Source organism: Pseudomonas sp. Leaf127 (assembly GCF_001423155.1).
GTDB classification, from domain to species: Bacteria; Pseudomonadota; Gammaproteobacteria; order Pseudomonadales; family Pseudomonadaceae; genus Aquipseudomonas; species Aquipseudomonas ovata.
Map to the genome: position 1 here is coordinate 713,072 of NZ_LMOA01000001.1, position 23,576 is coordinate 736,647.

Sequence of the window (23,576 nt, forward strand, 5' to 3'; positions counted from 1 at the left end):
GGCAGCGGCGCTCATTCGCTGACCCGCACTTCACGGAACATGCCCGTTTCCATGTGGTACAGCAGGTGGCAGTGATAGGCCCAGCGGCCCAAGGCATCGGCGGTCACCCGATAACTGCGCTTGGAGCCGGGTGGCATGTCGAGGGTGTGCTTGCGCACCTGGAACTGCCCGTTTTCGTCTTCCAGGTCGCTCCACAGGCCATGCAAGTGAATGGGGTGGGTCATCATAGTGTCGTTGACCAGCACGATCCTGACCCGCTCGCCGTACGTCAGGTGCAGCGGCTCGGCGTCGGAAAACTTCACCCCGTTGAACGACCAGGCGAATTTCTCCATGTGCCCGGTCAGATGCAGCTCGATCGTACGGCTCGGCGTGCGGCCATCGGGGTCGGCGAAGGTGCTGCGCAGGTCGGCATAGGTCAGCACCCGCCGGCCATTGTTGCGCAGGCCGATGCCGGGGTCGTCCAGTCGGGCGGTGGGGGCGGTGGCCTGCATGTCCACCAGCGGGTTGTTTTGTTCGCTGACGGGATGGGTTTGTGCCTGTGCCTGAGGGGACGCGCCATGATCCATGCCTGCCATATTGCCATGGTCCATACCGGCCATATCGCCCTGCTCCATGCCCTCATGGTCCATGCCCATGTCGCTCATGGTCAGTTGTGGCCGTGGGTCCAGGGCCGGCACCGGCGCGCTCAGGCCTGGCCGGCTGCTCAGGGTGCCACGGGCAAAGCCGCTGCGGTCCATGGCCTGGGCGAACAGGGTATAGACCGGCTCGCTTGGCTCGACGATCACGTCGTAGGTTTCCGCCACGGCGATGCGCAGTTCGTCGACCGTGACCGGCTCGACATGCAGTCCGTCGGCGGCAACCACGGTCATCTTCAGGCCCGGGATGCGCACATCGAAATAAGTCATGGCCGAGCCGTTGATCAGCCGCAGGCGCAGCCGCTCGCCCGATTTGAACAGGCCGGTCCAGTTACGGTCCGGGGCCTGGCCGTTCATCAGGTAGGTGTAGGTGGCGCCGCCCACGTCGGCGATGTCGGTGGGGTTCATGCGCATTTCGGCCCACATGCGCCGATCAGCCATGGTCTTTTGCCAGCCCTCACGGCCGACGTCGTCGATGAAGTCACCCACGGTGCGCTTGTTGCGGTTGTAATAGTCGCCCTGCTGCTTGAGCTTTTTCAGCAGGGTGGCCGGTTGTTCATCGGTCCAGTCGGTGAGCATGATCACATGTTCGCGCTGGTACTCGAACGGCTCGGGCTCTTTGGCATCAATGATCAGTGGCCCGTAGACGCCGGCCTGTTCCTGTAGCCCGGAATGGCTGTGATACCAGTAGGTGCCGTTCTGGCGGACCTTGAAGCGGTATTCGTACAGGCCATCGGGGGCGATGCCGTCGAAACTCAGCCCTGGCACGCCGTCCATGTTGGCCGGCAGCACAATGCCGTGCCAGTGAATGGAGGTGGGTTCGTCGAGGCGGTTGCGCACCCGCAGGGTGACGGTGTCGCCTTCGCGCCAGCGCAGCAGGGGGCCGGGCAGGCCGTTGTTGATGGTCAGGGCGGTGCGCGGCTGGCCTGTGATGTTCACCGGGGTCTGGCCGATGAACAGCTCGAACTCGCGGCCGCTCAGTTCAACGGGCTGGCCGGTGTCGCTGCTGGCGCGCAGAGGCGTGGGCCACAGGCCCAGGCTGCCCAGCAGGCCGCTGGCGGCCAGGCCTTGAACGAAGGTGCGTCTTGAAGTTTTGCCGTGCATCGCGCCAGGGTCCCGTTTCGAGTGATCTGGCGTGAAGATGCCATACGGCGGGGTAGCGGGTGATTACATTTGCGTCAGGTTGGTGAGGGTGAGGGTGAGGGTGAGGTCGTGTGCTTTCCGGGAGATGGGTTCCGACCCTCTCCGGGCCGGGTTACTTTGTCTTGGCAAAGTAACCAAACCGCTGGCTCCTGGCTGGGCCCCTGCGGGGTTCCCTCCTTGCGGCGCCACTCCATCGGGCCGCGCCGATGGGCCGTCCCTGGCCCAGCGGCGCTGGCTCGGCATCCCTGCCTCGCTCCCCGCCTGCGTGACACCTCCACTCGGCCTGCGCCCAAGTCGCGATCTGTGTCGTCTGGACTATTTGTGTAAAAGATCAAGATCAAGATCAAGATCAAGAGCACGCAAAAGCAAACGCTTTTGCTCTGCTTTTCATGCGCGAGGGTGCAGGCGACGCAGAGCGCGACTTGTGCAGGCCGAGTGGAGGCGTTGCGCAGGGGGGAAAAGGGCCAGGACGGCTCGTTAGCCGCTTGGGCCAGGGACGGCCCATAAGCGGCGACCCCCGGAGCAATGCCGGAGGGAGGGGACCCCGAAGGGGCCGGAACCAGGAGCAAACGGTTTGCTTACTTTGCCAAGACAAAGTAAGCCGGCCCGAAGAGGGGCGGAGCAATGCCGGAGGGAGGGGACCCCGAAGGGGCCGGAACCAGGAGCAAACGGTTTGCTTACTTTGCCAAGACAAAGTAAGCCGGCCCGAAGAGGGCCGGAACCTCTCTCAAAGGCTATCTGTGCCTCACAGCATTGCCGCTAAACCCAGCCCGGCCTCAGTCGTCTTTCTTCATCAACCCCGCCAGCGCCGCGAACGGGTTATGCGTGGCCTTGGCGATCTTGGGCGTGCTCAGCGAGCCTTCGCCGAAATACTGCTGGTCGGTGTAGCGCGAGTGCTCGTTGTCGTGGCAGTACAGGCACAACAACTCCCAGTTCGAGCCGTCCTGCGGGTTGTTGTCGTGGTTGTGGTCACGATGGTGAACGGTCAGCTCGCTCAGGCGCTTGCCGGCGAACTCACGGGCGCAGCGGCCACAGACGTGCGGGTACATGCGCAGGGCCTTGTCGCGATAGCCCATCTCGCGATCACGTTGGGCGTCGGCCAGGATGCGGTCCAGCTTGGAAGTATTGGTAGGCGTGCTCATGGTTTGACCTGTTGTATCCGGGTACTAATGTGCGGTCAGTCTAATGCCTGACAGTGGATTTCACATCTGCTGCGCAAGCAATTGACCATCGACCATGCGCAAGCGCTTGGACAATGAAATGGCCAGGGCGCGGATGATCCTGGCGGCCATCTTCGGCGCCTCCTCGATCATCTTGTCCAGCGAGTCGCGGCCCAGGGTCAGCAACTGGCAATGGCTGGCGGCAATGCAACTGGCCGAACGGCGTTCGCCGTCCAGTACGGCCATCTCGCCCAGCGCCCGACCGCGGCGCAAGGTGGCGATGTTCACCGGCTGGCCGTCAGGATTGAGCTTGCGCACGATGACACTGCCCTGATGGACGATGCACATGAAGGTGCCGGCATCGCCTTCGTTGAAAATGACCTGGTCCTGCTCGAATTCGGTGATGCTGAAAAAGCCGGCGATGCTCAGCAGGTCGGCCGGCAGCATGGTATTGAACAGGCCGCAGTCGAGCAGCATGTCGCGAATGGCCTTGTTCAGGTTAGGGGCGTGTGCAGGCATGGTTCGGTCTGTTGTGGTTGATCTTGTTCGGTTTGATGGCGCTCGCTGTCGCAGTGTCAACGGCGAGCGCCCGGTTTACAAGGCCAGGCCCAGCACCTTGAACACAAACCCGTATTCCAGCGCGACATCGCGCAAGCCCTGATAACGCCCGCTCATGCCGCCGTGCCCGGCATCCAGTTCGGTCTTGAGCAGCAGCAGGTTATCGTCGGTCTTGTGTGTACGCAATTTGGCGACCCACTTGGCCGCTTCCCAGTACTGTACGCGGCTGTCGTTGTAGCCGGCGATCACCAGCGTAGCCGGATAGGCCTGGGCGCGCACGTTTTCATACGGGGCGTAGCCCTTGATGCGCGCATGCACCTCGGGTTCCTGCGGGTTGCCCCACTCATCGTACTCGGTGACGGTCAGGGGCAGGTCCGGGTCGAGCATGGTGTTGAGCACATCGACAAACGGCACCTCGGCAATCGCCGCCTTGAACAGCTCGGGACGCTGGTTGAGCACCGCGCCGATCAACAACCCGCCGGCACTGCCGCCACTGATGACCAGTTGTTCGGCCCGGGTAACGCCCTGGGCGATCAGGTGTTCGGCGCAGGCGATGAAGTCGTCGAACGTATTGTGCTTGTGTTCCTGCTTGCCGGCGCGATACCAGGCCTCGCCCAGTTCGCCGCCGCCGCGCACATGGGCGATGGCAAAGGCCACGCCCCGATCGAGCAGGCTCAGGCGGGCATGCGAGAACCACGGGTCGAGGCTGGCACCGTAGGCGCCGTAGCCGTACAGGTACAGCGGCGCAGGCAGGCCCTGCCGGTCGCGGCGCATGACCAGGCTGATCGGCACTTGCGTGCCATCGGCAGCGGTGGCCCACAGGCGCTGGCTGACATAGGCATCGGCATCGAACTCGCCCAGCACGGGGGTCTGCTTGAGCACGCGCTGTTCGCCGCTGTCGAGCAGCAACTGGCGCACTTGTGCAGGGCGGTTCAGCGACTGATAACGCAGGCGGATGCGGTCGCTGTCGAATTCCAGGCTGTCCTGCACATACAGGCTGTAGGCCGCGTCAGGCAATTGCACCCGATAGGCCGGCAAACCCTGCGGCCGCACTTCGATGACCGGCAGGCCGCCTTCGCGCAGGCTCAGGGTGATGGCCCGGGCATTGAAGGTCACGCCGTCGAGCATCACCGTGTCGCTGTGTGCCACCAGGGGTTGCCAGTCAGCACGGGTCGGGACGCTGTGATCGGTCTGCGGCGCGTGGTACAGCGCAAAGTTGATGCCGTCCTGGTTGCTGCGGATAAACCAGGTCCAGACGCCTTCGAGCAGGCCATGATCGACATCGTACTCGTGGCCTTCGACACGTGGGGCCAGGCAGGTAAACGGCTGTTGCGGCTGTTCGGCATCCAGCACCCAGACTTCACCGGTGGTCTTGCTGCCCAGTTGCAGGATCAACTGGCGTTCGGAACTGCTGCGCAGGCAACTGAGGAAGAACCGTCCGTCCGGCTCGCAGAACACCTCGTGCGCGGCCTCTTCACCCAGGCGATGGCGGTACAGCTTGTAGGGCCTGTGGGTGTCGTCCAGCTCAGCGAAGAACAACGTCTGACTGTCGTTGGCCCAGGTCATGCTGCCATCACAGTCCTCGAACGGCAGGCTGTGGATCTGGCCGCTGTCCAGGTCCTTGACGAACAACCGGTAGACTTCCTCGCCCGAGGTATCGAGGCTGTAGGCCAGGCGTTGATGATCAGGGCTGATGCTGAACGCACCCAGCGACAGAAAACCGCCGTCGGCCAGTTCGTTGGGGTCCAGCAGTAACTGTTCCCGGGCTTCGTCCGCCTCATGCGAGCCGTCGACCGGACGCGGGCAGCGGTAGTGGCGCGGGTATTCGTCGCCAGCAGTGGTCCGCGTGTAATACAGGTACGGCCCCCACGGCGAGGGCAGCGACAGGTCGGTTTCCAGAATGCGTGCCTTGATTTCCTGGAACAGGGTCTCGCGCAGGCCTGCCTGATCGGCCAGTTGCTGTTCCTGCCAGGCATTTTCGGCTTTCAGGTAGTCGAGCACCTCGGCTTCGTCGCGTGCCTGCAGCCAGGCATAGGGATCGGCGCCATCGCCCTGGCGGGCAATCGGGGCGCTGATGGGGGCAGAAGATAAAGGCATGCGGGCTCTCTCGAAGATCGAAACGTGGATGACTGACCGCGAACAGGCAGGCATTACTGGCATTCATACATCAGCCAGGCGCGCCGGGTCAGTGAAAAGCCGTTATGATAAGCGCCTCTTTGGCCGGCTTACCACGCACGACATGACTGAACACGACTATCTGATCGCCTGGAGCCTGTACGCCGTTGCTGCATTGGGCTGCCTGTGGGTGAGCTTTGTGATGACCGGCTGGATGTGGCGCTACCTCAAGGAGCCACTGCGGGTGCTGATCGCGGTGCTGTTGTTCACCCCGACCATCGTCGATCCGGCCAAGGATGTCTACGCCCCGGCCCTGGCCATTACTGCGCTGGACCTGCTGTTCAAGGTCGGCAGCACCGTGTGGACCGCCTTGCTCGACCTGGGCATGTACGCCCTGTGCGCGTTCATCGCCTACGCGGTGTTCGTGCTGGTGCGCTGGCCGATCGAAAACAAGCGCAAGGCGCGTCAGGCGCAACAACAGGCTCGCCAGGAGGCGGCAGCGAAAGAGGCGGCCGAGGAAGACCAGGACGAGCAGCCCTTTACCGCCGACGATCGTTATGCCCGTCGCCCGGCACCGGCCATGGTGCCCGGCACCGGTCGCACACGGGTCGAGCCACGCCTGTAGCTTTTCGCTTTGTAGGACGCGCCCGAAGGCGCCGGCAATGTATTGAAGCGAGAACCTGAGCATGTGTGAACTCCTGGGAATGAGTGCCAATGTCCCGACTGACATCGTTTTCAGCTTTACCGGCCTGATGCAGCGCGGTGGCCGCACCGGCCCGCACCGCGATGGCTGGGGCATTGCCTTCTACGAAGGGCGCGGCCTGCGCCTGTTCCAGGATCCGGCGGCCAGTTGCGAATCGGAGGTGGCGCACCTGGTGCAGCGCTACCCGATCAAGAGCGAAGTGGTAATCGGCCATATTCGCCAGGCCAATGTCGGCAAGGTCTGCCTGTCCAACACTCACCCGTTCGTACGCGAGCTGTGGGGCCGCAACTGGTGCTTTGCCCACAACGGCCAGTTGGCGGACTTCACGCCCTTGCGCAGTTTCTATCGGCCTGTGGGTGATACCGACAGCGAGGCGGCTTTCTGTGACCTGCTCAACCGGGTGCGCGAGGCCTTCCCGGAGCCGGTCGAGATCGAGCAACTGTTGCCTTACCTGGTGCAGGCGTGCAGCGAGTACCGCGGCAAGGGCGTGTTCAATGGCCTGCTCAGCGATGGCGACTGGCTGTTCTGTTTCTGCTCCACCAAGCTGGTGCACATCACCCGTCGGGCGCCCTTTGGTCCGGCGCGGCTCAAGGATGTCGACATGATCGTCGACTTCCAGGCCGAAACCACCGCCCATGACGTGGTCACGGTGATCGCCACCGAAGCGCTGACCGAAAACGAAACCTGGAACCGCTACGAGCCCGGCCAATGGGGCTTGTGGCGCAAGGGCGAATGCATTGCCCACGGCACCACTGAACACCTGCCTGCCAACCCCTGAAAAAACCAACAAGAGGGCTATCAATGCTGCGAAGTTATCTGCGTCTGGTGCTGTTCACCACTGGCCTGCTGTTCGGCGTCCAGGCCCCCGGCCTGATCAGCGACTACAGCAAGCGCGTCGAGGCGCACCTGATCGAGGCGCAACAGGCGATCAAGGGCTTCAAGGCCACCGCGCAGCAATTTTTCAATGGCGATATCCAGGCGCTGATCCAGCACTACCGCAACAGCCAGGACCCGGTGTTTCGCAGCGATGCCAATAACATCGAGACCCTGCTGACCCGCACCCAGGTGCTGGAGCGGCAATGGCTGGGGCTGCAGGGCTCCTGGCTGAGCAAGGCCTGGCACGTGACCACCGCGGCCGACCCGGACATTCGCAGCGAGACCCTCAATGGCTATACCTGGCAGGTGTTACTGGCGCCGGCGGTGATCGGCTGGGGCGTGTTCAGCGCCTTCGTGCTGACCCTGCTGGTCGAAAGCCTGTTCCTGCTGGTGGGCTGGGTGGTCAACGGTGGCCGCCGCAAGCCACCGCTGCGCGCCAGCTGGCGCTAGGACCGGCCAGGCATGGTGCGCTCAAGGGTAGGAGCGCGCTTGCCCGCGACCGGCTGCGTTAGCAGTCGTAAAATTTCAGCGTTTAGACGATTTTTGCGAGCGCTGCGCACTCGGTCGCGGGCAAGCGCGCTCCTACAGGCGGATCTTGCGGCTGTGGGGTGTCAGGGCACCACCCGGGTCTGTTCGCGAATGAACGCCATGATCGTCTGCGGCGCGTTCCACATCATTACATCGAGGATCGACAGGTTCTCGACGAAGGGGTAGGGCGCGGGGTCGTAGACCAGCGGTGTCAGCGCCAGAAACCTTAACTCGATGCCCCGGTCCAGCCAGTCCTGTGGCCTGAAGATCGCTCGACCACCCGGGGCATTGATGTAGCACCGGGCGTTCTGGAGCTGGCTGATCTCCAGCGCCCATTGCCCTGCGTAGCTGATCTCGGGCAGGGGCAGTTGCAAGGCCGAGCAGCGCTTCCAGGTAAAGTCCATCCCCAGGTAATCGCACACGCTTTGCAGGCTGCGGGCATTGAGTTCGGTGAGACTATCGCTCTGGCACAGGGCAAAGGTGCGCTCCAGCACCTGCAGGGTTTCCCTGAAAAACGGCGCCTTTTTTCGATAGTGCTCCAGTTGTCCCTTGATACGGCGCAACGCGCCCGGACGGTCCAGCACGCGGGCGTGCTCGATAAGCCGTCCTTGCTCCAGGGTCACCGGTACGTTGATGTATTGCCAGCCGCCTTGCGCATCAAGCACGCGGTTGCGGTTCATCCAGCTCTGGCGCTGGTAGTGGACGATATCGAACAGCAGGCCTTGTTCGACCGATGCAATCAACTGGAAATAACCCAGATACGGAAAGAAATACGGCTGCATGATGCCAAGGGTATGAGTCATGTGTCTGTGCGCACCAGGAGGTAGTGGTTGAGGTGGGCGGCACAGATAACGTCAGGAAATGCAGGATGACTGAAAGGCGCCTCTGCAAGCGTTGTCGATGACAACGCCGACAGTCAGGGCGCCCGGGCGATCCATGCCTGGCCTTGTGCTTGCTTGCACGAACAGGTTAGCCCGCAGGGGCGCCAAGGTGTGGCCTTTTGTCGGCTGGCATGGGTTACCTGGCCAGATAACGAATGCCTTCGTCGAGCCCTTCCAGCGTCAGTGGGTACATGTGCTGCTCCACCAGGTCGCGCACCAGATGCGTGGAAGTGGTGTAGTCCCAGGTGTTTTTCGGGTATGGATTGATCCAGATGACTTTCCTGAACCGGGCCATGAAGCGCTGCATCCACAGGTAGCCAGGCTCTTCGTTCCAGTGCTCGACACTGCCGCCCGGCTGGCTGATTTCATAGGGCGCCATGGCCGCGTCGCCAACGAAGATCACCTTGTAGTCGGCGCCATAGGTGTTCAGCACATCCTGGGTCGGGATGCGCTGGGCATTGCGGCGCAGGTTGTCCTGCCACAGGGTCTCGTAGACGAAGTTGTGGAAGTAGTAATACTCCAGATGCTTGAACTCGGTCTTGCAGGCCGAGAACAGCTCTTCGCAGACCTTGATGTGCGCGTCCATCGACCCGCCGATGTCGAACAGCAACAGCAGCTTGACCGCATTGCGCTTCTCAGGACGCATCTGGATATTCAGCAGGCCGGCATCGCGGGCGGTGTGCTCGATGGTGCTGTCCAGGTCCAGCTCTTCGGCCGCGCCCTGGCGGGCGAACTTGCGCAGCCGGCGCAACGCGACCTTGAGGTTGCGCGTGCCCAGTTCCACCTGGTCGTCGAGGTTCTTGTACTCGCGCTGGTCCCAGACCTTGACCGCCTTGCCCTGGCGCTTGCCGGCGTCGCCGACGCGAATGCCCTCGGGGTGGTAGCCACCGGAGCCGAACGGGCTGGTGCCGCCGGTGCCGATCCACTTGTTGCCGCCGGCATGGCGCTCCTTCTGTTCTTCAAGACGTTGCTTGAAGGCTTCGAGCAGCTTGTCCAGGCCGCCCAGCGACTGGATCTGCGCCCGTTCTTCGTCACTCAGCGAGCGTTCGAATTCCTTGCGCAGCCAGTCCTCGGGGATCAGCGCCTGCAAGGCATCGTCAAGGTCCTGCAAGCCATTGAAGTAGGCGCCGAACGCCCGGTCGAACTTGTCGAAGTGACGTTCATCCTTGACCAGGATCGTGCGCGCCAGAAAGTAGAACGCGTCGATGTCGGCAAAGACCACTTGCTTTTGCAGCGCCTCGATCAGGTCGAGCAATTCGCGCAGCGACACCGGCACCCGGGCCGCGCGCATTTCATTGAACAGGTTGAGCAGCATGGCTGTCGGCCTTTTGTCTCTTGGTGGAACACAGAGGTCAGCGGTTGCCGCGCCGGCTCATGAACGCCAGGCGCTCAAGCAATTGCACGTCCTGCTCGTTCTTGACCAGAGCGCCGGCCAGCGGCGGGATGGCCTTGGTCGGGTTGCGCTCGCGCAGCACCTGCTCGCCGATGTCGTCGGCCATCAGCAGCTTGAGCCAGTCGACCAGCTCGGAGGTCGAGGGTTTCTTCTTCAGGCCCGGCACCTTGCGCACGTCGAAGAAAATCTCCAGCGCCTCGCTGACCAGGCTCTGCTTGATGTCGGGAAAGTGGACGTCGACGATCTTCTGCAAGGTCTGGCGGTCGGGGAAGGCGATGTAATGAAAGAAGCAACGGCGCAGGAAGGCGTCGGGCAGTTCTTTTTCGTTGTTGGAGGTAATGATGATAATCGGCCGATGACGGGCCTTGATGGTTTCATCGGTCTCGTAGACGTAGAACTCCATGCGGTCCAGTTCCTGCAACAGGTCGTTGGGGAACTCGATGTCGGCCTTGTCGATTTCATCGATCAGCAGGATGACCCGCTCGGGCGACTCGAAGGCTTCCCAGAGCTTGCCCTTCTTCAGGTAGTTGCGCACATCGTGGACCTTGTCCACGCCCAGTTGCGAATCGCGCAGGCGGCTGACCGCGTCGTACTCGTACAGGCCCTGCTGGGCCTTGGTGGTGGACTTGATGTGCCAGGTGATCAGCCGGGCATTGAAGGCCTGCGCCAGCTGTTCGGCCAGCAGGGTCTTGCCGGTGCCGGGTTCGCCCTTGACCAGCAAGGGCCGCTCCAGCGTGACGGCCGCATTGACGGCCAGCTTCAAGTCGTCGGTGGCGACGTAGACGGGGGTGCCTTCGAACTTCATCGGGGATCCTCAATGCAATGTGAGACGGACTATAGCGCAGGCGTATCGGCTAATCGGTGCCTTCATAGCGGGCATTGAACGCCTGCACGAAACCGTTGCGCAAGATGCCCCAGAACGCCTGCAGGCCGCTGATGTTTTTCTGGTCCACGCTGCCGCTCAGCTCCACGCGGGTTGCAAACTGGTTTTTCAACTGGTTCTTGAGCACGGTTTCGCTGGTGCCGACCAAAGCTTCCCAGACCGAGCGCAACACGCCCTTGTCGCGGTCTTCGACATCCTGTTGCCAGTTGAACACCTCGACATCACGCAGCAGCGGCTTGATGTAGCCGGACAGCTTGCCATTGTCGGCCTGGGCTTCGATCACCAGGTCGCCGTGACCGGCATTGAAGTCGAACTTGCCATAGGCCGAGGCAAAGTCGTTCAGGCGCCGCAGCTCGATACCCCGGGCGCGCAGGCGAAAATCGAAATCCTGGAAATTGCGAAACGGATCGAAGGTCGCATGGGTTTCCAGGCTGGCGCTTTCGAGCAGGCGCGCCTTGCCCTCGAAGCGCGCATCGCGATTGCCTTCGACATCCACGATGTTGGTCAGGTTGTACAGGCTGGCATTGACCCGGTCGGCCTGGATGCGCACCTTGGGCGTGGTGGTGAAATTATTGAAGGTGATCTGGCCGTTCTCGACCCGCGCCTCGTTAAGGGTGAAGGGCAAGACCTTGTCGAGCTGGGCGCGCCAGTCCGTGCCTTGACCGGTCTGTGACGCCTTGCGGTCCTGGCCGCCGTCGACGAAGTTGAGCTGCGGCTCGCTGAACTGGACTTCGCCCACCACGGCATGGTCGTACCACAACGAGTGCCAGCTCACGGCAATGTCAATCAGCGGCGCCTTGACGAACGGCACCGGCACCTTGCCGTCGACCTTGACGATCTCCAGGTCCTTGATCCGGTAGGCGCCGCGCCACCAGGCCAGGTCCACATCGCTGACGCGGCCACGGTAGTCGCCCATGTCGGCCAGCTTGTCATTGAGGTAGTCGCGCACCACATAAGGCAGGGCCAGGTGCAGTAGCAACAGCAGGACAGCAAGGCTGGCCAGGGTCCACAAGGGCCAGCGGTAGCGACGTTTCATGGGGCAAACCTTCTGGAACAGTAAGCGATGGACTGTCGGCAGCGGCACAGGTTCGCTGTAACTGGACGCCCAACGACCAGAAGAATAGGCTGTCGGGTCTTTCTCAATGCCTTTGCAACAAGGACACGTCATGAGCCGGATCTACGCAGATAACGCCCATTCCATCGGTAACACGCCGCTGGTGCAGATCAACCGGATCGCGCCACGCGGCGTCACCATCCTGGCCAAGATCGAAGGGCGCAACCCCGGTTACTCGGTCAAGTGCCGGATCGGCGCGAACATGATCTGGGACGCCGAAGGCAGCGGCCGGCTCAAGCCGGGCATGACCATCGTCGAGCCGACCTCGGGCAACACCGGTATCGGCCTGGCGTTCGTGGCAGCAGCACGCGGCTACAAGCTGGTGCTGACCATGCCGGCCTCCATGAGCCTGGAGCGGCGCAAGGTGCTCAAGGCCCTGGGTGCCGAACTGGTGCTGACCGAGCCGGCCAAGGGTATGAAGGGCGCCATCGCCAAGGCCGAGGAACTGCTGGCGGCCAACCCCGGGCAGTACTTCATGCCGGCGCAGTTCGACAACCCGGCCAACCCGGCCATTCACGAAAAGACCACGGGCCCGGAAATCTGGGCAGACACCGATGGCGCCATTGATGTGCTGGTAGCCGGCGTCGGCACCGGTGGCACGATTACAGGCATTTCGCGCTATATCAAGAACACCCAGGGCAAGCCGATCCTGTCGGTGGCCGTCGAGCCTGAAAGCTCACCGATCATCGCCCAGGCCCTGGCGGGTGAGGCCATCGTGCCGGCACCGCACAAGATCCAGGGCATTGGCGCCGGGTTCATCCCGAAAAACCTCGACCTGTCGCTGATCGACCGGGTCGAGGCGGTCAGCGAAGACGCGGCCAAGGCCATGGCCCTGCGCCTGATGCAGGAAGAAGGCATTCTGTGCGGCATTTCCTGTGGCGCGGCCATGGCCGCCGCCGTGCGTCTGGCGCAAAAGCCGGAAATGCAGGGCAAGACCCTGGTGGTGATCCTGCCGGACTCGGGCGAGCGCTACCTGTCGACCATGCTGTTTGCCGATCTGTTTACCGACGAGCAGTTGCAGCCCTGATCGGTATGTCGATTTCTCGCCAGCGGGCCAACAGTTTATGATGGCCGGCTGGCGAGCCGCCTGATCCGCTCGAAGAGACCCGGCCAGTCCTGCACCTGGCCTCATGACACGCCCTGCCTGTTATTCCCGTCCGGGAAGGCAGGCAGTGTTGAAGGAGAGTTCCATGACCTTATCGTTCGCTGTCAAGGCGTCGATCCTGCTGCTGTTCGTGGGCAGCACCCTGTTTGTGCACCTGCGCGGTCGGGCGCGGTTGCCGCTGTTGCGCCAGTTCGTCAACCATTCGGCGTTGTTCGCTCCTTACAACAGCCTGATGTACCTGTTTTCGAAAGTGCCGTCCAAGCCCTATCTGGACCGCCGCCAGTTTCCCGAGCTCGACGTGCTCAAGGACAACTGGCAGGTCATCCGTGAAGAAGCCATGCGCCTGTTCGACGAGGGCTACATCCGCGCCGCCGAAAAGGACAACGACGCCGGCTTCGGTTCGTTCTTCAAGAAAGGCTGGAAGCGCTTCTACCTGAAATGGTACGACAAGGCCCTGCCGTCGGCCGAAACCCTGTGCCCGCAGACCGTGGCGCTGGTCAACAGCATTCCCAACGTCAAGGGCGCGATGTTTGCCCTGCTGCCCGGTGACAGTCACCTGAACCCGCACCGTGATCCGTTTGCCGGCTCCCTGCGCTATCACCTGGGCCTGTCCACCCCCAATTCCGATGCCTGCCGGATCTTTGTCGATGGCGAGGAATATGCCTGGCGCGACGGTGAGGACGTGATGTTCGACGAAACCTTCGTGCACTGGGTCAAGAACGAAACCAGCGTGACCCGCGTCATCCTGTTCTGCGACATCGAACGGCCGTTGACCAGCCGCCTGATGACCCGCATCAACCGCAGCGTCAGCGCCTTTCTGGGGCGTGCCACCGCACCGCAGAATCTCGACGACGAGCGCGTCGGCGGCATCAATCGCGCCTATGCTTTCAGCAAGCGCTTCAGCAACGGCATCAGCGGCCAGGTCAAGCAGTTCAAGCGCAGCAACCCCAAGGCTTATCGCATCCTGCGTCCGGTGCTGGCGGTACTGGTACTGACCTTGCTGGGGTATTGGCTGTTCGGTTAAGTGTCCCGGCCGCTCCTGTGAGGGGCCACCTTGTATGGCGTCATCTTTTCCCGAAGCCGTCGCCGGATCGATACTGGCCGGTTTCGACGATTACCGCCGTCACTTCCGGCGCCTGACCGACGGCGCCCGGTCGCGCTTCGAGCAGGCGCAATGGGCATTGATCCAGCGCGTCTCGGCCGAGCGCATCGAGCTCTATGAGCTCAAGGTCAACCAGACCGTGGCCCACCTGCGCGAGCGCTTTGCCTCACACCCGTTGCTGGACGTCGGTCTCTGGCCGTCGATCAAGCACGCCTGCCTTGAACGGATCGACCCGCGGCGCGATGCCGAGCTGGCCGAGACCTGGTTCAACTCGGTGTTCTGCGGGTTGTTCAGCCATGACCTGATCAGCGACCGCTGCATGTTCATTCACAGCACCCGCCCGCCATTATCCCGGGACCGCCCCCTGGCGCAGCTTCGTCGTTACCGGCCCAGAGGTGACCTGCATGACCTGCTGGCGCGGCTCTTTGATGACTACCGCTTCAGCGTGCCTTATGCCGATCTGCCGGGTGACTTGCAACGTCTGTGCGATGTGCTGCGCGGTCATCTGCCGGGCTGGGTGATCCGCGACCCGGCCTTGCGCGTCGAACTGTTCACTTGCGTGTTCTACCGCAATAAGGGCGCTTATCTGGTCGGGCGGTTGTTTACTGTCGATGAACAGTGGCCGCTGGTGATCCCGCTGCTGCACTGTGAAGGGCAGGGCATTGTGATCGACACCCTGATCCTCGACGAGGCCGAGGTGTCGATCATCTTCTCGTTCACCCGTTCGTACTTCATGGTCGACGTCCGGGTACCGGCGCAGTTTGTCGCCTTTCTCAAGCGCATTTTGCCGGGCAAGCACCTGGCCGAGCTGTACAGCTCGATCGGCTTCTATAAACAGGGCAAGTCGGAGTTCTACCGGGCGCTGATTCGCCATCTGGCGCGCAGTGATGACCGTTTTATCCTGGCGCCGGGCGTGCCGGGCATGGTCATGAGCGTGTTCACGCTGCCGGGCTTCAATACCGTGTTCAAGGTCATCCGCGACCGCTTTGCGCCGGCCAAGCTGGTAGACCGCGCCACCGTCATTGATCGCTATCGGCTGGTGAAGAACAGCGACCGGGTCGGGCGCATGGCCGACACCCAGGAGTTTGCCGACTTCCGCTTTGCCATCAGCCGCTTCGAGCCCGCCTGCCTGGCCGAATTGCTGGCGGTGGCTGCCGCGACGGTGGTCATCGAAAACGACGAGACCGTGCTGATCCGCCATTGCTGGACCGAACGGCGCATGACACCGCTCAACCTCTATCTGGAGCAGGCCGGCCCCGCCCAGAGGCAGCATGTGCTGTACGACTACGGGCTGGCGATCAAGCAACTGGCGGCGGCCAATATCTTTCCCGGTGACATGCTGCTCAAGAACTTTGGCGTGACCCGCCACGGCCGCGTGGTGTTCTACGATTACGACGAGATCAGCCTGCTGACCGAGGTCAACTTCCGGCGTATTCCGCCAGCGCGCTGCGCCGAAGACGAATGGGCGGCCGAGCCCTGGTACACGGTAGGCCCACATGACGTGTTTCCGGAAGAGTTCCCGCCGTTCCTGTTTCCCGACCCCGCACTGCGCCACCTGTTCGAAAGTCTGCATGGCGAGCTGTTCGAGGCCGGCTACTGGCAGGCCATCCAGGCCGACATTCGCGCGGGTCGGGTAATCGACGTGTTTCCCTATCGCAGCCCGTTGCAGGGCTGAAGCCCCTAAAAAATAACTCACTGATTTTAYTGRATATTAAATTCACCGCCTGTAGGAGCGCGCTCTGCCGGAATGCCGGACCACCGCGACCGGCTGCGTTAGCAGTCGTAAATTTGTGGCGTTTCATCAATTTCCAGTCGTGTTACTAACTGAAAATTTGTGGCGTTTCATAAATTTTGCGAGCGCTGCGCACTCGGCCGCGGTGGTCCGGCATTCCGGCAGAGCGCGCTCCTACAAAGGACGGGAATATCAGTTCAGGCTCAGATGCCGGCTCAGCAGCGCGCGCAAGGCCGCCGGCTTGACCGGCTTGGGCAGGTAGTCGAGCCCGGCGGCGTGGACCTGGGCGATCAGTTCCTGGCGGCCGTCGGCGCTGATCAGCACGCCGGGTATCGGCTCGCCCAGGCGGGTGCGCAACCAGGCCATCAGTTCGGTGCCGGTTTCGCCTGCGTCCAGGTGGTAGTCCACCAGCGCCAGTTGCGGGCGCACGCCGCTGTCGAGCAGGGCCTGGCATTCGCGCAGGTTGCGTGCGGTCCAGACCTGGCAGCCCCAGCGGCTGAGCAGGCTGTTCATGCCGATCAGGATGCTGTCTTCGTTATCGACACACAGCACCTGGGCGCCATTGAGTGGCTGGCTGACGGTTTCGACCGGGGCGGGCAGAGGCTTTGAACCCGCCTCGGCCAAGGGCACCCGCACACTGAACACACTGCCGCGACCGGGCCATGAGCGTACTTGCAACGGGTGCTCCAGCACCCGACAGAGACCGTCGGCAATCGCCAGGCCCAGCCCCAGGCCTTTGGCGGCGCGGGTCTGATGGCTGTCCAGGCGCTTGAACTCCTCGAAAATCTCCAGACGCTTGTTTTCCGGAATGCCGGGGCCGCGGTCCCAGACTTCCAGGCTCAGGTAGCGACCACGGCGCCGGGCGCCCAGCAGCACCGGGCCCTTGGCATAGCGAAAGGCATTGGTCAGGAAGTTCTGCAGCACCCGACGCAGCAGCTTGTGGTCGCTGTCGATGCGCAAGGCACTGCCACGCACGCGAAATTCAAGGTTCTGTTCACGGGCCAGGGCGGTGAACTCGGCGCCCAGGGCATCGAACAGGCTGTCGAGCACGAACGGCTGGCGTTCCGGGGTAATCTTGCCGTTCTCCAGGCGTGAGATATCGAGCAAATCGCTGATCAGGTCTTCGGCCGAGCGCAACGAGCTGTCAAGGTGCTGCACCAGTTGCCGGACGTCGCTGGAAACGCCTTCCTGTTGATGCGACAAGGCCGCAGAAAACAATCGCGCGGCGTTGAGCGGCTGCATCAGGTCGTGGCTGACTGCGGTGAGGAAACGGGTCTTGGACTCGTTGGCCGATTCGGCATGGGCCTTGGCCTCGCCCAGCGCCTGGTTGAGTTGCGACAACTCATGAGTGCGCTCGGCCACCCGTTGCTCAAGGCGTTCATTGACGCCCTTGAGCGCACGTTCGGCTTCGCGGAAGGCGGTGATGTCGGTGAAACTCATGACAAAGCCGCCGCCGGGCATCGGGTTGCCGATCAGCTCGATCACCTGACCGTTGGGAAACAGGCGCTCGGAGGTGTGGGCACGGCCCTGGCGCATCCAGTGCAGGCGCCGCGCCACATGCACTTCGGCCTCGCCCGGTCCGCACAGCCCGCGCTCGGCATTGAAGCGAATGATGTCGGCAATCGGCCGGCCGACACCGATCAGGCCCTCGGGGTAGTCGAACAGTTCCAGGTAACGCCGGTTCCAGGCCACCAGCCGCAGCGACTGGTCGACCACGCTGATGCCCTGGGTGATGTTCTCGATGGCGCCCTGCAGCAGGGCACGGTTGAACTCCAGTACCTCAGAGGCTTCGTCGGCGATGCGCACCACATCGTCGAGCTGCATTTCGCGGCCTTCGATGGCGGCCTTGACCACGGCGCGGGCCGACGAACTGCCCAGCACACCGGCCAGCAGGCGCTCGGTGTGGGCAATCCATTCGCCGTTGGCATTCTGGCTGGCGTTGAAGTCCTTGCCCTGGCTGTAGGCAAAGCGAATGAAGCTCTTGCTGGCGCGGTCTTCCCCGACAAAACGTGCCGCCAGGTGCAGCAGGTCATCGACTTGTACCGCCAGCAACGAGCGGTTGCCGGACAAGGCGTGGGTCTGCTGGCCGATGAAGCGCCCGGCCTGCCAGTGTTCGGTCACGCGGGTACGCGACAGGATCGAGACCCAGGCAAACAGCGTGCAGTTGCCGGCCATCGACAGCACCACGCCCTGGGTCAGGGGGCTGATCGGCAGGTCGAACGGGTTGCTGTGCAGCCAGGCCAGCAGCGGGAAGCTTTCCAGCGGCCAGCCCATGCCATGCGCCGCCACTGGCAGCACCAGGGTGTAGAACCACAGGAAAATACCGGTGGCCAGGCCGGCGAACACGCCACGGCGGTTGGCCTGCTTCCAGTACAGGGCGCCGAACATCGCCGGCGCCAGCTGGGTGATGGCGGCAAAGGCGATCTGGCCAATGGTGGCCAGGCTCGCGGTGGAGCCCAGCAGGCGGTAGCTGACATACGCCAGCAGCAGGATCACCACGATGCTGACCCGGCGCACGGTGAGCATCCAGTGACGGAATGCCTCGAACGGCCGTTCGGTATTCTTGCGTCGCAGCAGCCAGGGCAACAGCATGTCGTTGGAGACCATGGTCGACAGCGCCACGCTGGCCACGATGACCATGCCGGTGGCCGCCGAGGCGCCACCAATGAACGCCAGCAGCGCCAGCGCCGGGTGCGCATGGCCCAGGGGCAGGCTGATGACAAAGGAGTCAGGCAGCACCGAGGCCGGCAGCATCATCTGCCCGGCCAGGGCAATCGGGATCACGAACAGGGCGGCCAGGGCCAGGTAGATGGGGAAGACCCACTTGGCCAGGTTCAGGTCGCGCGGCTCGATATTCTCCACCACCGTGACGTGGAACTGCCGGGGCAGGCAGACGATGGCCATCATTGCCACGCTGGTCTGCACGATCATCGATGGCCAGTTGACGGTTTCCTGCCAGTACTGCTCCAGGCGCGGGGCCTGGCGGGCCTGGTTCAGCAGGTCGCCAAAGCCGTCGTACAGGCCAAAGGTGACGAACACACCCACCGCGATGAACGCCAGCAGCTTGATCACCGCCTCGAAGGCAATCGCCAGCACCATGCCCCGGTGGTGCTCGGTGACATCCAGGTTGCGCGCCCCGAACACGATGGTAAACAGCGCCAGGATCAGCGACACCACCAGCGCGGTGTCCTGGGCGCGGGTGCCGGTCGAGTCGGCTCCGGCGCCGATCAGGATATTCACGCCCAGCACGATGCCTTTGAGCTGCAGGGCAATGTACGGCAGCATGCCGACCAGGCAGATGACTGCGACCATCACCGCCAGCGATTGCGACTTGCCGTAGCGGGCGGCAATGAAGTCGGCAATCGAGGTGATGTTCTCCTGCTTGCTGATCAGCACCATCTTCTGCAGCACGCGCGGTGCCAGCACCATCAGCACAATGGGCCCCAGGTAGATGGGCAGGAACGACCATAACTGTTCGGCTGCCTGGCCCACTGCGCCGAAAAACGTCCAACTGGTGCAGTACACCGCCAGCGACAGGCTGTAGACCCAGGCCCGTTGTGCCGGGCGCAGCGAATTGCTGTGGCGATCGCCATAAAAGGCAATCGCAAACATGAACGCCATATAACAAAGAGCAACGACGGCGATCAGCCCGCTGGACAACGACATGCTGTATTCCATGAAGAATCAAAAGCGGCAGTCTCGCATGCCGCGCAGGATTCGTCTCTGTAGGACTAATGCCGATCAGTTAAGCCTCGACGCGGACCTGTGGGCGGCAAGCTCTGCTGGCGATGGCTATGTGACAGACGCAACAGATGTGTTGTCCCTGCTGGCCCTTTCGCGGGCAAAGCCCCCTCCCACTGGATTGATGTCGCCCAAGGTCTCGTGCCTGACACCGGATTGATGTTGCCCAAGGTCCCGTGCCTGGCACCGGACTGTGGGAGGCGGCTTGCCGGCGATGGCTATGGGACAGGCGCAGCAGGTGTATGGGCCYTGCTGGYCTCAKCGYCGGATCGCCGCCCGCAGCAAGCCCCCTCCCACCAGATTGATGTTGCCCAAGGTCCCGTGCCTGGCACCGGACTGTGGGAGGCGGCTTGCCGGCGATGGCTATGKGMCAGGCGCAGCAGGTGTRTKGGCCYTGCTGGCCTCAGCGCCGGATCGCCGCCCGCAGCAAGCCACCTCCCACCAGATTGATGTTGCCCAAGGTCTCGTGCCTGACACCGGACTGTGGGAGGCGGCTTGCCGGCGAATGCGGCGGTACAAGCGCAACAGATGTATGGGCCTTGCTGGCTTCATCGTCGGATCGCCGCCCGGAGCAGAGCGGCCTCCTACCTGTTTGGCATTCGACGAAATTCATTTTGGCTGATCGGTATTAGTCCTACGGTACCGGCGTGCACTTTTGGAAATGCCCTATCGACATTCCGGCGCCCAGCGTCTTCAATGTGCCTCGGATTGAGCCTTGATCTTCAATCCGTCAATGCCATTCAGGACACGGACGATGAGCCAGCAGTCACAGTTTTCCCTCCTTAAAAAGCGGCGCTTCCTGCCGTTTTTCATCACCCAGTCGCTGGGGGCCTTCAACGATAACGTGTTCAAGCAAGCGTTGATCCTGGCCATCCTCTACAAGCTCGGGATCCAGGGCGACCAGTCGGTGTACGTCAACCTGTGCGCCTTGTTGTTCATCCTGCCGTTCTTTCTGTTTTCGGCACTGGCCGGGCAACTGGGCGAGAAGTACCCCAAGGATGCGCTGATCCGCGTGATCAAGCTGGCCGAGATCCTGATCATGGCGGTGGGGGCGATGGGCTTTCTGTTCAATCACCTGTGGATGCTGTTGCTGACCCTGTTCGCCATGGGCACTCATTCGGCGTTGTTCGGGCCGGTGAAGTATTCGATCCTGCCCCAGCATTTGCGTGAAAACGAACTGGTCGGCGGTAACGGCCTGGTCGAGATGGGCACGTTCCTGGCGATCCTGGCCGGGACCATCAGTGCCGGCGTCATGCTGTCGTTCACTCATTACGCCTGGGTCGTCTCTGGGGCCATCGTGCTGGTCGCCTGCCTGGGCTTTGCCGCCAGCTGGGGCATTCCCCGCGCCGCCGCCGCTACCCCGGGGCTGGTCCTGAACTGGAATATTTTCAGTCAGTCCTGGGCCACCCTGCGCCTGGGCTTGAGCCAGACGCCGGCGGTGTCGCGTTCGATCGTCGGCAACTCGTGGTTCTGGTTCGTCGGCGCCATTTACCTCACGCAGATCCCGACTTACGCCAAGGACCTGATGTTCGGCGACGAGACCGTCGTTACCCTGATTCTGACGGTGTTCTCCATCGGCATCGCCCTGGGTTCGCTGCTGTGCGAGCGCTTGTCCGGGCACAAGGTCGAGATCGGCCTGGTGCCGTTCGGCTCGTTCGGCATGACCGTGTTCGGCCTGCTGCTGTGGTGGCACTCCGGGCATCTGGTCCAGTCTGAAACCATCAATAGCTGGCGCGATATCCTCGCCCAGTGGCCGGGCCGTTGGGTGCTGCTGGACATTCTGGGCATCGGCATCTTTGGTGGCTTCTACATCGTGCCGCTGTACGCGCTGATCCAGTCGCGCACTGCCGAAAAAGAGCGTTCGCGGGTCATTGCCGCCAATAACATTCTCAATGCACTGTTCATGGTGGTCTCGGCGCTGGTGTCGATCCTGCTGCTGAGCGTGGCCGGGCTGTCGATTCCCGAGCTGTTCCTGGTGGTGTCGCTGATGAACATTGCCGTCAACGTCTATATCTTCAGCATCGTGCCCGAGTTCACCATGCGCTTCATGATCTGGCTGCTCGGCCATTCCATGTACCGGGTCGAGCACCGTGACCTTGATCAGATTCCGGACGAGGGCGCGGCCTTATTGGTGTGCAACCACGTGTCGTTCGTCGACGCGCTGCTGATCGCCGGGGCCGTGCGCCGGCCGATCCGTTTCGTCATGTACTACAAGATCTACCGCCTGCCGGTGCTCAACTTCATTTTTCGCACCGCCGGCACCATCCCGATCGCCGGGCGCAATGAAGACATGGACATCTACGAGCAGTCCTTCAAGCGCATTGCCCGCTACCTGGCCGATGGCGAACTGGTGTGCATCTTCCCCGAGGGCAAGCTGACCACTGACGGCGAGATCAGCGGCTTCAAGGCCGGCATGAGCCGCATCCTCGAAGAAACCCCGGTGCCGGTGATCCCTATGGCCTTGCAGGGGCTGTGGGGCAGCTTCTTCAGCCGCGACCCGGACAAGGGCCTGCTGCGCCGTCTGTGGTCGCGGGTGGTGCTGGTCGCCGGTGCGCCGATCACCGCCGACCTGGCCAAGCCTGTGGATGTGCGCGAACACGTCAAGCGGCTGCGCGGCGACCAGCGCTGAGGCGTGTCACGCCCGCACGATTGACACATGGCGCTTCTTGCCCAGGCTGACTTGCCACTGTGATCCGCCAGGGTCCAGTGGCAGGTCCGGGTCATCCAGCCGCTCGCCGTTCAGGCGCAGGCCGCCACCCTTGGCCAGCCGGCGCACGGCACTGAGCGACGGCTCCAGCCCGGCTTCGACCAGCAGGGCGGCCACCGATACGCCAGCCTGCAAGGCTTCACGGCTCACCGGAATCTTCGGCAGATCAGCCAGGCTGTACTCGCTGAAGATGGCCTGCGCCGCCTGACAGGCCTGCTCGGCCGCCGCCTCGCCATGGGCCAGGGCCGTGACCTGGTTGGCCAGCACGATCTTGGCCTGGTTGAGCGCCGCGCCACCCTTGGCTGTGAGGTGCTCGATCTCTGTCAGGGGCAGTTCGGTAAACAGCTTGAGAAAGCGCGCCACATCGCGGTCGTCGCAGTTGCGCCAGAACTGCCAGAAATCGAACGGCGTGAGCCGCTCGCCGGCCAGCCACACCGCACCGTTCAGCGACTTGCCCATCTTCTTGCCATCGCTGGTGGCCAGCAGCGGCATGGTCAGGCCGAACAGTTCACGGCTGTCACGCCGCCGCCCCAGCTCCACGCCATTGATGATATTGGCCCACTGGTCGGCGCCGCCCAACTGCACCGTGCAGTCGACGCGCCGCGCCAGCTCGGTGAAGTCATGGGCCTGCAGCAGGGTGTAGCCGAACTCCAGGAATGACAGCGAATGCTCGCGATCCAGGCGCTGGCGCACGGCATCAAAAGTCAGCAGGCGATTGATCGAAAAGTAACGCCCCACCTCGCTGAGAAACTGCAGATAGCCAATGCCGTCGAGCCACTGGGCGTTATCGACCACCCGCCCTGCGCCGTCACCCAGCACCACGTAACGGGCGAAGGTGGCGCAGATACCGGCGATATTGGCGTCGATCTGTGCTTGCGACAGCAGCGGGCGGCTCTCATCGCGAAAGCTCGGGTCACCGATGCGGGTGGTCGCGCCGCCGATCAGCATCACCGGCCGGTGTCCGGCCTTCTGCAGCCAGCGCATCAGCATCAGGCCCTGCAAATGGCCGACATGCAGGCTGTCGGCGGTGGCATCGAAACCCAGGTAGATCGTACGCGGCGCCTGGGACAGGTGCTGGCGCAGGCCTTCAAGATCGGTGGCTTGATGAATGAAGCCGCGCTGTTGCAGGGTATCTAGGATGTCAGATGTCATGAGGTTCAGCCTGCCAGGAATTCATGCGAGCAATAGGTTGAAATTTGC

The 23,576-nt window shown here is 62.8% G+C and carries 17 protein-coding genes; 7 read left to right on the forward strand and 10 right to left on the reverse strand.

Annotated elements, in window-relative coordinates; all coding sequences use genetic code 11:
• Nucleotides 1-11: 11 nt before the first annotated feature.
• From ASF84_RS03245 to ASF84_RS03260, 4 genes are all read right to left on the reverse strand, one after another.
• Complete coding sequence (locus tag ASF84_RS03245; protein ID WP_056835141.1) at nt 12-1,739, reverse strand: copper resistance system multicopper oxidase; 1,728 nt, start codon at nt 1,737-1,739, stop codon at nt 12-14.
• Nucleotides 1,740-2,554: 815 nt separating this feature from the next.
• The gene (locus ASF84_RS03250) at nt 2,555-2,920 is read right to left on the reverse strand and encodes a YajD family HNH nuclease (RefSeq protein ID WP_056835143.1); all 366 of its coding nucleotides are present in this window, start codon (nt 2,918-2,920) and stop codon (nt 2,555-2,557) included.
• A 60-nt stretch (nt 2,921-2,980) separates the two neighbouring features.
• A complete protein-coding gene (locus ASF84_RS03255; RefSeq protein ID WP_056835145.1) occupies nt 2,981-3,457 on the reverse strand; it encodes a cyclic nucleotide-binding domain-containing protein in 477 nt (158 codons plus the stop codon).
• Nucleotides 3,458-3,532: 75 nt separating this feature from the next.
• On the reverse strand, nt 3,533-5,593 hold the full coding sequence (locus ASF84_RS03260) for a S9 family peptidase (protein ID WP_056835147.1): 2,061 nt from the start codon (nt 5,591-5,593) through the stop codon (nt 3,533-3,535).
• A 142-nt stretch (nt 5,594-5,735) separates the two neighbouring features.
• Here ASF84_RS03260 and ASF84_RS03265 point away from each other — a divergent pair, with 142 nt between their 5' ends.
• The 3 genes from ASF84_RS03265 to ASF84_RS03275 all read left to right on the forward strand — a co-directional run bounded on the left by ASF84_RS03265 (nt 5,736) and on the right by ASF84_RS03275 (nt 7,640).
• Nucleotides 5,736-6,236 (forward strand): hypothetical protein, encoded by a 501-nt coding sequence (locus ASF84_RS03265; RefSeq protein WP_056835364.1) that lies wholly within the window; start codon nt 5,736-5,738, stop codon nt 6,234-6,236.
• Nucleotides 6,237-6,297: 61 nt separating this feature from the next.
• Nucleotides 6,298-7,092, forward strand: a complete 795-nt coding sequence (locus ASF84_RS03270) for a class II glutamine amidotransferase (RefSeq protein ID WP_056835149.1) — start codon at nt 6,298-6,300, stop codon at nt 7,090-7,092.
• Nucleotides 7,093-7,115: 23 nt separating this feature from the next.
• On the forward strand, nt 7,116-7,640 hold the full coding sequence (locus tag ASF84_RS03275) for a DUF2937 family protein (RefSeq protein WP_056835151.1): 525 nt from the start codon (nt 7,116-7,118) through the stop codon (nt 7,638-7,640).
• A 161-nt stretch (nt 7,641-7,801) separates the two neighbouring features.
• Here ASF84_RS03275 and ASF84_RS03280 read toward each other — a convergent pair whose 3' ends face one another.
• From ASF84_RS03280 to ASF84_RS03295, 4 genes are all read right to left on the reverse strand, one after another.
• Nucleotides 7,802-8,521, reverse strand: coding sequence for a WbqC family protein (locus ASF84_RS03280; protein ID WP_056835153.1), 720 nt, complete (start codon nt 8,519-8,521; stop codon nt 7,802-7,804).
• Between the two features lie 214 nt (nt 8,522-8,735).
• A complete protein-coding gene (locus tag ASF84_RS03285; protein ID WP_056835155.1) occupies nt 8,736-9,914 on the reverse strand; it encodes a vWA domain-containing protein in 1,179 nt (392 codons plus the stop codon).
• Nucleotides 9,915-9,951: 37 nt separating this feature from the next.
• A complete protein-coding gene (locus ASF84_RS03290) occupies nt 9,952-10,797 on the reverse strand; it encodes an AAA family ATPase (RefSeq protein ID WP_056835158.1) in 846 nt (281 codons plus the stop codon).
• A 49-nt stretch (nt 10,798-10,846) separates the two neighbouring features.
• Complete coding sequence (locus tag ASF84_RS03295; protein ID WP_056835160.1) at nt 10,847-11,911, reverse strand: DUF748 domain-containing protein; 1,065 nt, start codon at nt 11,909-11,911, stop codon at nt 10,847-10,849.
• Between the two features lie 130 nt (nt 11,912-12,041).
• Here ASF84_RS03295 and cysK point away from each other — a divergent pair, with 130 nt between their 5' ends.
• The 3 genes from cysK to aceK all read left to right on the forward strand — a co-directional run bounded on the left by cysK (nt 12,042) and on the right by aceK (nt 15,871).
• Entirely contained in the window at nt 12,042-13,016 is a 975-nt protein-coding gene (gene cysK / locus ASF84_RS03300; protein ID WP_056835162.1) for a cysteine synthase A, read from the forward strand.
• Nucleotides 13,017-13,179: 163 nt separating this feature from the next.
• Nucleotides 13,180-14,118: an aspartyl/asparaginyl beta-hydroxylase domain-containing protein gene (locus tag ASF84_RS03305; protein WP_056835164.1), complete on the forward strand. Its 939-nt coding sequence runs from the start codon at nt 13,180-13,182 to the stop codon at nt 14,116-14,118.
• A 34-nt stretch (nt 14,119-14,152) separates the two neighbouring features.
• On the forward strand, nt 14,153-15,871 hold the full coding sequence (aceK, locus tag ASF84_RS03310) for a bifunctional isocitrate dehydrogenase kinase/phosphatase (protein ID WP_056835166.1): 1,719 nt from the start codon (nt 14,153-14,155) through the stop codon (nt 15,869-15,871).
• A 249-nt stretch (nt 15,872-16,120) separates the two neighbouring features.
• On the opposite strand, the gene ASF84_RS03315 is transcribed toward aceK, so the two are convergent.
• The gene (locus ASF84_RS03315) at nt 16,121-19,594 is read right to left on the reverse strand and encodes a hybrid sensor histidine kinase/response regulator (RefSeq protein ID WP_056835168.1); all 3,474 of its coding nucleotides are present in this window, start codon (nt 19,592-19,594) and stop codon (nt 16,121-16,123) included.
• Between the two features lie 829 nt (nt 19,595-20,423).
• On the opposite strand from ASF84_RS03315, the gene ASF84_RS03320 reads away from it, so the two are divergent.
• On the forward strand, nt 20,424-22,298 hold the full coding sequence (locus tag ASF84_RS03320) for an MFS transporter (RefSeq protein WP_056835171.1): 1,875 nt from the start codon (nt 20,424-20,426) through the stop codon (nt 22,296-22,298).
• Nucleotides 22,299-22,304: 6 nt separating this feature from the next.
• Here ASF84_RS03320 and tyrS read toward each other — a convergent pair whose 3' ends face one another.
• Nucleotides 22,305-23,528, reverse strand: a complete 1,224-nt coding sequence (tyrS, locus tag ASF84_RS03325; RefSeq protein ID WP_156684136.1) for a tyrosine--tRNA ligase — start codon at nt 23,526-23,528, stop codon at nt 22,305-22,307.
• Nucleotides 23,529-23,576 lie beyond the last annotated feature (48 nt).